Genomic DNA, 10,271 nt, shown 5'->3' with positions numbered 1-10,271 from the left:
AGGGTTCCGATCATTCCGTCGATCCCATCGAAAAAAAGCTCTCTGCGAGGGCGAACCCCACCGCCCAGCATGATCCGAACGTCTGGATCCCCTCACCCACCACATCCTTTCCAGGCGCGACCGGTCCATTTCCGGATCTGCGCCCCGAAGCAGGCCTGTCGTCCCCGACAGGGCAGGATGATGGCCACCGCGGGAACACGACCCCAAACCGCACTCACCACCCCGAGGCAGATCTCCCTTATAGAGAGAGAGTGTGAGTAAGCCGGCCAGACAGGACCAAACATCGACTCCCTGCTTCGTGCCTTCAATGGCGATCGGCGCTCTTGCCTGTGAGCGGCTTTCCTTTCGGATGCGAATCTGCGGAAAGGCAGTTACATTTTTAATGAAAGACGATGGCAGGGCTGGAGCAAAGCGTGGTCGTGGATAATCTAGTAGTGCGCTCGCGGGCCAGCAGTCCGGCGCTGGCCGAAGCGGCCAGTCGACTCGAGGATGTCATCTGGGAGCCTTTCGAGTTTCTCAGCCATACGCGGGCGCACCAGGAGTTTTATTCCGACATTCTGGAAGATCATGCGGACTTGCAGCTTTGTCTGGTCGACGAGGTCGACGACGAACCCGTGGCCTTGGCCAATTGCGTTCCCTTCCACTACGCCGGCGACCTTCAGGATCTGCCGCAGGAAGGCTGGGATTGGCTCGTCGAGACCGGTGCCCGCACCTCCGCCGGTCCCGTGAACGTCCTCGGGGCCCTCGCGGTATCGGTGCCCACCGAACACCGCGGCAAGGGCTATGCGCAGCGCATGATCCGCGAACTGAAGAAGATGGCGATCGCGCGGGGATACGACGCGCTCGTCGTGCCTGTCCGTCCCTCGATCAAATGGCAGCATCCGCATGTGCCGATGACCGAATATGCGGGGTGGCGAAACGACAAAGGCGAAGTCTTCGATCCCTGGCTGCGCAGCCATGTCGCCCAAGGCGCCAGGATCATCGGGGCCTGCGAACGGTCGATGGTGGTCGAGGAACACGTCTCGTTCTGGGAAACCTGGATCGGCCACCGCTTCGCTGCCTCGGCATCCTATGTGCTGAAAGGCGCCCTCGCCCCGATCGAGGTCGATCTCGAACGCCAGACCGGTCTCTATCAAGAGCCGAACGTCTGGGTCGGCTACGCCCTCTGATCTTCCCGCAGACGGGCACGACGAACCGTCAGTGAAAGCCAAGGCGTCCGCCGGTGTCTTTTAGAACCGGCGGACTTGGCGCTTGCCTGCCGATGAGGGCAGCAATCTCGTCCGTGCTTCCGCGAGGATCTGCCACATCCACAGCGCAGCCCCCGCCTGCCGTTTCCCTGCTGTCGGACCGCCCCAGCCCGAAACCGGCGAAAGTTCGCCGGCACAGGCGACACTGGTAATGGCGAGGTCGAAAAGCTCCGGAGCCAGCGGAGATCCCAGAGCGCGGATAAATGCCCGGTCATCAGCGGCCGCGCCCGATCCCCGAACTGCGGACGACACCGGTTGATGGTCCTGCGCAAAGACCCGAATGAAACAGGAGCCGAGGAGAGGCCACAGGAGGGGCAGCCGCCCTTTGCCGAGGGGTGACGGAGATGAGGGTTTACATCTGATTAGGCCCTATCAGTTAACCTCCTTACGAATCTGAGGCGTCGATGCACTCACCACCGGACAGAAACGGCGCCACGCCCCACCGCCCCCTCCGGAGCCTCACTCTCGGCATCGGGGTGGCGATCGCAGTTTCCGGGTTCACGCTCATTGCTCTGGTCATCTTCATCGGCCTGCAATCGAACAGAGCGGAGCTCCATGCCGAGCGCATGCGGATCGAAAATGCGCTGACCCAGAGCGTCGAGCGCACCCTTGAGCAACAGAAGACGATCGCCTGGTGGGACGACGCCGTCGCCAACGTCTCCAACACGTTCGATCTCGCCTTCGCCGACGCCAATTTCGGCTACTATTTCACCGAAACTTTCGGTCACGACGAAGTCTACATCCTCAACGATCGCGACGAGCCGATCTACGCCTTTCGCAACAGCGAGCGTGTCGATCCCACACTCTATCTGCAGCGCCGCGGCGACCTGAAGGACGTCGTCGACGTCGCCCGCGGACGCGCCACCGCTTCCGGCATCGACCGGACGGCCGAGTTCTCCGCCAAGCAAGGTCGGTACAGGTTCCTCAAAGGGGCCCTTCAGTCGGCGAAATGGAGCGCCAAGATCACGCTCATCGACGGCAAGCCGACGATCATCGCGTCGATGACCATCGTCCCGAACGTCGACCTCTCGCTGCTCCGCGGCAAACCCTTTCTGCTGGTGACCGTGAACCAGATCGACGCGGACTTCATCGACGCCGTCGGCGGCTCCTTGCTCATTCCCAAGCTCCACTTCACCGCGAGCGATCGATCCAGCGGCAATGTCGTCTCGGAACCGTTCGAGACCGATGACGGCCAGAGCGGCGACTATCTGACGTGGACCACGAGCCAGCCGGGACAGCCGCTTCTGACGGTCGTGCTGCCGCTTCTGCTCGTCGGGGTGATCGGCATGTGGTTCCTGTCGGCGAAGATGCTGAGGCGGTTGACGTCGGCATCGTCGGAGCTTGCCGGCAACGAGGCGCGGGCGCGGCACGAAGCGTCGCACGACGCGCTCTCGGGCCTGCCGAACCGGCCGATGTTCATCGCTGCGGTCAATCACGCGGTGGCGACCGCGGCGGTCGGTGCCAGTCGACCGGAAGGTTCGATCGTCGGCTATCTCGACATCGATCGCTTCAAGGACATCAACGACACGATGGGCCATCACGCCGGCGACGATCTGATCAAGCAAGTCGGCCTGCGCCTGCGCGACAGCTTCGATCCGGACTGCCTGGTGGCCCGCTTCGGCGGCGACGAGTTCGCCATCCTGCATCGGTCGAGCGGAGCAAGCGAGGGCGGTCGCCTCGAGGCCATGGTTTCGAAAGCTTTCTCCGCGCCCTTCGTCGTCGACGCAACCCCAGTGCGCGTCACCGCTTCGCTCGGACTGGCGGAGTTTCCGCAACACGGAGATTCCGCGGAAGAACTGATGCGCCATGCCGACATCGCTCTCTACGTCGCCAAGAAGCAGGGACGGAACCAGACGGTGTTCTTCGACCAGGAGATGGCGCTCAAGCTGGAGGAAAGCCGCCAGATCGAGATCGAACTCCGCAACGCGCTGGAGAACGACGACCTGGACCTCTTCTTCCAACCGATCATATCGGCGCGCCGCAACAAGGTGACGGGCGTCGAGGCCTTGCTTCGCTGGACCCACCCCAAGATGGGTGCCGTGCCGCCGTCCGTCTTCATTCCGATTGCCGAGGAAAGCGGCCTGATGCTGCCGCTCGGCGACTGGGTCCTTCGGCAGGCGATCCGCAAGGCTGCCCTCTGGCCCGACCTCGACGTCGCCATCAACCTTTCGCCGGCGCAGTTCCGCCATGTCGATCTACCGCTGATGCTGTCGGATCTTCTGCGGGAGACGAAAGTCGAGGCGAGCCGGATTACCTTCGAGATCACCGAGGGCCTGCTGCTCGATCCGTCGAGGAACACCCATTCGATGCTGGAGAAGATCCGCGAGATGGGCTTCCTGATCGCGCTGGACGACTTCGGTACCGGCTTCTCCAGCCTGAAATACCTGATCGACTTCCGTTTCGACAAATTGAAGATCGACCGTTCCTTCGTGACCGGCCTGTCGCGGACGAAGTCCGCACAGACGATCATCCGCTCGGTCGTGCAGCTCGGCCGCGCCATGGGCATGGACGTCGTGGCCGAGGGTATCGAGACGAGCTTCGAGGCGTCGACGATGCAGGCGCTGGGATGCGATTTCATGCAAGGCTACTATTTCGCGCGGGCCATCCCCGCCGCCGACGTGGAGCCCTTCGTCACATCCTTCAACGACGGGACAAGAACCGTCGATCTGCCGGGAAACGGTCAGGCGCTGCCGATATCCTAGATCCGGGCTGAACCTGAACACTCCGGCTGAACACTGTTTTGCCTCCTCGGTGCGAACTGGCAACGAGGCGGCGGCCGCGGGCAACGCCGATCTTCCATCGGTCCGGCCGAACGTGGCACCGATCCGGCGGAACAACGATCGTACGCGGAGGGCTCTTGGGACGGGGTCGGTCGACGGCACCCGCAGCCGAGACCGGCATGGGGCGGAGCGCTGCGCAGCGGTTCGTCTATTCTCTCGAATCCTTCGGCTGTCGTCCGGCCGAGATCGGGCGGGGCAACCGCGACCGTTCCGGCGATCGGCTCACGCTTCCGCGGCCACCCATGGCCCCTCAAGCTTCCCTTGGCGATCGCCTGGCTTTTTATCATTCCAGTTTGGAATGGACCGATGAGCAGTGGTCGCTCATCTCCCGCCGCCTTCCGTCCTAGACTGGGTTTGATCGAGGATCAGGAGTACCTTCCCATGCCGACGCATACCGGTTTCACATCCGCCGACGATATCCGCATCCGGTTTTCGAAGGCCATGTCGGACATGTACCGGACGGAGGTCCCGCAGTACGGCACGCTGATGACGCTGGTGGCGGAGGTCAACACCGACACGCGCCACGCCGACCGTGTCCTCGACCAGCGGCTCGTCGACAATGGCGAGGTCGAGCGTCTCGACCTCGAGCGGCATGGTGCCATCCGCCTCGGCACGCCTGAGGAGCTCTCGACGATGCGGCGCCTGTTCGCCGTCATGGGCATGGTCCCCGTCGGCTACTACGATCTTTCCGTCGCCGGAGTGCCGGTGCATTCCACCGCCTTCCGTCCGGTCGAGGCGGAGTCGCTGCGCCGCAATCCCTTCCGGGTCTTCACCTCGCTGCTCCGCCTCGACCTCATCAAGGACGAGGCCCTGCGGGCAGAAGCCGCGGCCATCCTGGCGGAGCGTCAGATCTTCACCGCGGGCTGCCTCGGCCTCATCGACACCGCCGAGGCGAAGGGCGGCCTCAACCCTGAAGAAGCCGAACGGTTCGTGGCGGAGGCGCTCGAAACCTTCCGCTGGCACAGCGAGGCGACGGTCCCGGTCGACGTCTACCAGCGACTGCGGGCCGCGCACCCGTTGCTGGCGGATGTCGTCTGCTTCAAGGGGCCGCACATCAACCATCTGACGCCGCGAACGCTCGACATCGACGCCGTGCAGGATCGAATGCCGGCGCAGGGGATTTCACCGAAAGCCGTGATCGAGGGCCCCCCGCCCCGGCGTGTGCCGATCCTGCTGCGGCAGACGAGCTTCAAGGCCCTGGAGGAGCCGGTCGCGTTCACCGCGGGCGACGACGAGAGTCTCGCGCAGGGAACCCATACCGCCCGCTTCGGCGAGGTCGAGCAGCGCGGCATCGCCCTCACGCCGAAAGGCCGTGCCCTCTATGACCGGCTGCTCGCCGAGGTTCGCGATCAGGTGCAGGTCAAGGGTGACGGCAGCAATGCCGCCGACTACATGCTGGCTCTCTCCCGCGCGTTCGAGGCCTTCCCCGACGACGAGGAGACGTTGCGCCGCGCGGAGCTCGCCTTCTTCCGCTACCTCCCCACCGGCAGGCCGGGGCTTCCGAGAGAGCGCGACACCGAAACGCTGATCGCCGAGGGTTTCCTCACGGCTGAGCCGATCACCTACGAGGATTTTCTGCCGGTGAGCGCGGCTGGCATCTTCCAGTCCAATCTCGGCGACGAATCCCAGCGGAACTTCGCAGCGCAGGCCAACCGGGCCGCCTTCATCGACGACCTCGGCGCGGCGGTCGCCGACGAGACCGCGCTCTACGCGGAGATGGAAGCGCGCTCCCGGGAAAGCGCCCTCGCCAGCCTGGAACAGAAGATCCGCGCGTGACGCGATGAACGCACCCGCCCTTCGCGCGCGACCGCACGCGGCGTCGGTCGACCTCTACCTCACGCAACTGCAGCAGCAGGGATTTGCAGGCGAGGTCGGCCGGGATACGGCCAGCCGTCTCGTGTCGGCGACCGACAACAGCATCTACCAGGTCCTGCCCGCCGCGGTGCTGTTTCCGCGGACCGGAGAAGACCTAAACCTCGCCGTCTCGCTGGCGGCCAGCGCTGAGGGCGGGGCCTTGCCGCTGACAGCGCGCGGCGGCGGCACCGGCACGAACGGGCAGTCGTTGACGGCGGGGATCGTCATCGACACGTCGCGCCACCTGACGCGCATCCTGTCGCTCGACGCGGCCGGCCTCAAGGTGACCGTGGACTGTTCGGCCATGAGCGCGAGCATGCCGCGATGTCGAGAAAACTCTTCGACATGAGCTGGCGCAAGCCGCTGGACAGCCTGACTGAAGGAGCGGTCGCGGCAAGCGGCTTTTCCTGCCGCTGCCAAACCCATCGCCTGAAGGGACGGCGCCCGCCGCATCCCGCCGAAATCCTGCTGCAGGCGCTGGAAGGCGAACACGCCGGTCGTCAGGCATCGGCAGCAATCGGCGCCGACCTTGCAAGTCTCAGCGCCCGGCCACCTGCCTGATCCAGGTTACGAATGCGGCCACCAGCGGCGCATGCTGCACCCGGAGCGGGGTGACCACGTAATAGGCGCCATTGCCCTTGTACGACGGCTCTTCGAGCGCCACGAGCTGGCCACTGGCGAGTTCCTGCTCGACGAGGAACGTCGGCACGAGCGCCACGCCCATCCCCGCCGCCGCGGCCTGGCTGGTCATCGCGAACTGGTCGAACAGCGGGCCACGGTAGGGATGGGGATGCTCCGCCCCGCAGGCATGGAACCACTCCTGCCAGAGGCTGGGGCGTGACGCCTGCTGCAGCAGCGTCGCTCCCGCCAGATCGCCGGCTTTTCCAAGGCCCAGGGCCTTGGTGTAGGACGGGCTGGAAACCGCCACGATGCTCTCGTGGCAGAGATAGACCGTCTCGCCATGCGGCCAGTTCGGCGCTCCGTAGTGGATCGCGACGTCCACCACCTTTTCGGAGAAGTCGAAGGGCTCGGGTTCGGTCGACATTATGACGGTGACGTCGGGATGGTCAGCCAGAAACTCGGGCAGGCGGGGAATCAGCCACCGCGAGGCGAAGGTCGGCAGCACCGCCAGCCGGAGCGCGGACTCGCTGCCGGCCGCCGCGATGATCGAATGCGTCTCGGTCTCGTAGTCACGCAGGATACGCCGCGCCGACCGCATATAGCGCTCGCCGAGCCGCGTCAGCGTCACACGCCCTTTGGTGCGGTCGAACAGGACCACCCCGAGGGTCTCTTCGAGCTGACGAACCTGCTTGCTGACGGCGCTCTGGGTCAGGGCGAGCTCATCCGCGGCCATGGTGAAATTGCCATGGCGCGCGGCCGCCTCGAACGTCGTCAGCTCCTGGAGCGAGGGCATCAGACTGCGCGAAAGACCCATTCATTCCTCGCCATTCCAAATTGGCATGGGGGTACAACAGAGCGTCCCTTGCAGCCCGAGAGCCGACGGGAGATACCGACAGTCCGAACATGTCAACTGTGCAAGGACGAACACATGGCTCATCCGCAGCGCCTCGCCGACGAAGTCGCCGGCCTCCTGAACACGCTGGGTGTCGATCTGACGCGGCACAAGGGCGGCACGCGGGCAGTTCGCTCGCCCCTCACCGGCGAGACCGTGGCCGAGATCCGCGACACCACACCGACGGAGGCGTCGGATCTCGTCGCGAAAGCGCATGACGCGTTCCTGCAATGGCGCACCGTCCCCGCGCCGCGGCGCGGCGAGTTCGTGCGGCTGCTGGGCGAGGCACTGCGGACGGCGAAGGACGATCTCGGACGCCTCGTCACCATCGAGGTCGGCAAGGTTCCGTCCGAGGGCCTCGGCGAGGTCCAGGAGATGATCGACATCTGCGACTTCGCCGTCGGCCTGTCGCGCCAGCTTTACGGCCTGACCATGGGCTCCGAGCGGCCCGACCACCGGCTGCAGGAGCAGTGGCATCCGGCCGGCGTCGTCGGCGTCATCTCGGCCTTCAACTTCCCGGTCGCGGTCTGGAGCTGGAACGCCGCGCTCGCCTTCGTCTGCGGCGATGCCGTCGTCTGGAAGCCCTCGGAAAAGACCCCGCTGACGGCGCTCGCGGTCCAGGCGCTGACCCAGCGCGTCATCGACGGCTTCGAGGAGGCACCCGAGCACCTCAGCGTGCTCATGATCGGCGGCCGCGATGTCGGCGCCGCGCTCGTGGACGACGGCCGCGTGCCGGTTCTCTCCGCCACCGGTTCGACCGCCATGGGCCGGATCGTCGGTCAGCGGGTCGCCGCCCGTTTCGGCCGTGCGATCCTGGAACTCGGCGGCAACAACGCGACGATCGTCGCGCCGTCGGCCGACCTCGACCTCGCTCTGCGCGCCATCGCTTTCGGCGCGGTCGGCACGGCGGGCCAGCGCTGCACCTCGCTCCGCCGCCTGATCGTCCACGAGGGCATCTACGACACCCTCGTCTCGCGCCTGAAGAAGGTCTACTCGACGGTCTCGATCGGCAATCCGCTCGAGGGCGACGTGCTGGTCGGGCCGCTCTTCGAGGAGGCCAGCTTCCGGGGCATGGAGAAGGCGCTGGAGGCCGCGCGTGCCGCCGGCGGCGCCGTGCACGAAGGCGGACGGGTGACCGAGGGTCTCGCCCCCGAGGCGTTCTACGTGCGCCCTGCCCTCGTCGAGATGCCCGCGCAGACCGGCCCGATGCTCGACGAAACCTTCGCGCCGATCCTCTACGTCGTGAAGTACCGCAGCCTCGAAGAGGCGATCGCGCTGCAGAACGGCGTCCCGCAGGGCCTCTCCGCGTCGATCTTCACCACCGACATGCGTGAGGCAGATCGCTTTCTGTCGGCCGTCGGCGCCGATTGCGGCATCGCCAACGTCAACATGGGCCCCTCCGGCGCCGAGATCGGCGGGGCTTTCGGCGGCGAGAAGGAGACCGGCGGCGGCCGCGAAAGCGGATCGGACGCCTGGAAGGCCTACATGCGCCGGCAGACGAACGCCATCAACTACGGCTACCGGATGCCGCTGGCGCAGGGCGTCACCTTCGACATCGGCGGTGACGACGACGATACGGGCTCGGCCACCGCATGAGCACCGCGTCAGGCTTTCGTCCGGCAAGCCGGATCGGCGCGATCGGCGTCTCCGAGATCCTGAAGATCACCGCCGAGGCCGGCGCGCGTCAGCGCGCCGGCGAGCCGATGATCATCCTCGGCGCGGGCGAGCCGGACTTCGACACGCCCGAGCACATCAAGGAAGCGGCGGTCCGCGCGATGTGGGATGGCCAGACCAAATACACCGCCCTCGACGGCTCGCCCCAGCTGAAAGCCGCGGTCCGCCTGAAATTCCAGCGCGACAACGGCCTCGACTACGCGCTGTCCGAAATCACCTGCGGCACCGGCGCCAAGCAGATCCTCTACAACGCCTTCATGGCGACGCTCGACGCCGGCGATGAAGTGATCATCCCCGCGCCGTTCTGGACGAGCTATGCCGACATCGTCGCGATCGCCGGCGGCGTCCCGGTGGTGCTGCCTTGCCAGGAAGCCGACGGCTTTCGGCTGACGCCCGCAGCGCTCGAGGCGGCGATCACCCCGAGGACGCGGTGGCTGCTCCTTAATTCGCCGTCCAATCCCTCGGGTGCCGCCTATGGCGCCCACCACCTCCAGGGCCTCGCCGACGTCCTGTTGCGCCATCCCCACGTCTGGGCGATGTCCGACGACATGTACGAGCACATCGTCTACGACGGTTTTGCCTTCGCGACCCTTGCCGCCGTCGAGCCGCGGCTCCGGGAGCGGACCCTCACCGTCAACGGCGTCTCCAAGGCCTACGCGATGACCGGCTGGCGGATCGGCTATGGCGCAGGGCCCGAGCCGCTGATCAAGGCGATGGCGGTCATCCAGAGCCAGTCGACCTCCTGCCCCTCCTCGATCAGCCAGGCGGCGGCGGTCGAGGCCCTCACCGGCCCGCAGGACATCGTCCGCGAGCGGGCGCAGGACTTCCAGAAGCGCCGCGACCTCGTCGTAGCGGCGCTGAACGCCATCGAGGGCATCACCTGCCGGACGCCCGAAGGTGCCTTCTATACCTTCGCCAGCTGTGCCGGGATGATCGGCAAGACGACGCCGAAAGGCGAGCGCATCGAGACTGACACCGATTTCGGCCGCTACCTCATGGACGAGGCGAAGGTCGCCGTGGTGCCCGGATCCTGCTTCGGCCTCGCCCCGTATTTTCGCATCTCCTACGCGACGTCCGAGGCCGAACTGCGGGAGGCCTGCGGGCGCATTGCAAGCGCCTGCTCCGCGCTCGGCTAGCGCGCCGGTGGCGGAGTCGATGCGACGCCGTCCTGCTTCTTCCAGGCACTCGCTGGCGAAATTGGAT

At 66.0% G+C, this 10,271-nt stretch carries 8 protein-coding genes; 7 read left to right on the top strand and 1 reads right to left on the bottom strand.

Translation table 11 applies throughout. From position 1 onward, the window contains the following. Positions 1-413: 413 nt before the first annotated feature. The 5 genes from ACZL02_RS22620 to ACZL02_RS22600 all read left to right on the top strand — a co-directional run bounded on the left by ACZL02_RS22620 (position 414) and on the right by ACZL02_RS22600 (position 6,442). A complete protein-coding gene (locus tag ACZL02_RS22620) occupies positions 414-1,169 on the top strand; it encodes a GNAT family N-acetyltransferase (RefSeq protein WP_472940960.1) in 756 nt (251 codons plus the stop codon). A gap of 644 nt (positions 1,170-1,813) precedes the next feature. Then, positions 1,814-3,949 carry a bifunctional diguanylate cyclase/phosphodiesterase gene (locus ACZL02_RS22615; protein WP_472940959.1) on the top strand — a complete coding sequence of 712 codons (2,136 nt, stop codon included), beginning with the start codon at positions 1,814-1,816 and terminating at the stop codon, positions 3,947-3,949. A gap of 459 nt (positions 3,950-4,408) precedes the next feature. Continuing rightward, positions 4,409-5,803 (top strand): 2-oxoadipate dioxygenase/decarboxylase HglS, encoded by a 1,395-nt coding sequence (gene hglS, locus ACZL02_RS22610; RefSeq protein ID WP_472940958.1) that lies wholly within the window; start codon positions 4,409-4,411, stop codon positions 5,801-5,803. 4 nt (positions 5,804-5,807) lie between these two features. Beyond that, positions 5,808-6,230: an FAD-binding oxidoreductase gene (locus ACZL02_RS22605; protein ID WP_472940957.1), complete on the top strand. Its 423-nt coding sequence runs from the start codon at positions 5,808-5,810 to the stop codon at positions 6,228-6,230. After that, on the top strand, positions 6,227-6,442 hold the full coding sequence (locus ACZL02_RS22600) for a hypothetical protein (RefSeq protein WP_472940956.1): 216 nt from the start codon (positions 6,227-6,229) through the stop codon (positions 6,440-6,442). The genes ACZL02_RS22605 and ACZL02_RS22600 overlap by 4 nt, the downstream gene beginning before the upstream one ends. Here the strand turns inward: ACZL02_RS22600 and ACZL02_RS22595 are convergent. Beyond that, positions 6,420-7,316, bottom strand: a complete 897-nt coding sequence (locus ACZL02_RS22595) for a LysR family transcriptional regulator (RefSeq protein WP_472940955.1) — start codon at positions 7,314-7,316, stop codon at positions 6,420-6,422. The genes ACZL02_RS22600 and ACZL02_RS22595 overlap by 23 nt on opposite strands. A 114-nt stretch (positions 7,317-7,430) precedes the next feature. Between ACZL02_RS22595 and amaB the strand changes: the two genes are divergently transcribed. Both amaB and ACZL02_RS22585 read left to right on the top strand, forming a co-directional pair. After that, positions 7,431-8,990, top strand: coding sequence for an L-piperidine-6-carboxylate dehydrogenase (gene amaB, locus ACZL02_RS22590; protein WP_472940954.1), 1,560 nt, complete (start codon positions 7,431-7,433; stop codon positions 8,988-8,990). Continuing rightward, the gene (locus ACZL02_RS22585; protein ID WP_472940953.1) at positions 8,987-10,204 is read left to right on the top strand and encodes a pyridoxal phosphate-dependent aminotransferase; all 1,218 of its coding nucleotides are present in this window, start codon (positions 8,987-8,989) and stop codon (positions 10,202-10,204) included. Before amaB ends, ACZL02_RS22585 begins: the two co-directional genes overlap by 4 nt. Positions 10,205-10,271: the final 67 nt, after the last annotated feature.

It is taken from the genome of Mesocryomonas fontinalis (genome assembly GCF_055730125.2).
The sequence above is the reverse complement of the archived record's forward strand: the minus strand, read 5'-3'. Positions and strand labels throughout refer to the sequence as shown.

Excerpts from the sequence above, each read along its gene's own strand:
- ACZL02_RS22615 (WP_472940959.1), top strand. The coding sequence starts at position 1,814 with ATGCGGATCGAAAATGCGCTGACCCAGAGCGTCGAGCGCACCCTTGAG.
- hglS (WP_472940958.1), top strand. The coding sequence starts at position 4,409 with ATGCCGACGCATACCGGTTTCACATCCGCCGACGATATCCGCATCCGG.
- ACZL02_RS22605 (WP_472940957.1), top strand. The coding sequence starts at position 5,808 with ATGAACGCACCCGCCCTTCGCGCGCGACCGCACGCGGCGTCGGTCGAC.
- ACZL02_RS22600 (WP_472940956.1), top strand. The coding sequence starts at position 6,227 with ATGAGCTGGCGCAAGCCGCTGGACAGCCTGACTGAAGGAGCGGTCGCG.
- ACZL02_RS22595 (WP_472940955.1), bottom strand. The coding sequence starts at position 7,316 with ATGGGTCTTTCGCGCAGTCTGATGCCCTCGCTCCAGGAGCTGACGACG.
- amaB (WP_472940954.1), top strand. The coding sequence starts at position 7,431 with ATGGCTCATCCGCAGCGCCTCGCCGACGAAGTCGCCGGCCTCCTGAAC.
- ACZL02_RS22585 (WP_472940953.1), top strand. The coding sequence starts at position 8,987 with ATGAGCACCGCGTCAGGCTTTCGTCCGGCAAGCCGGATCGGCGCGATC.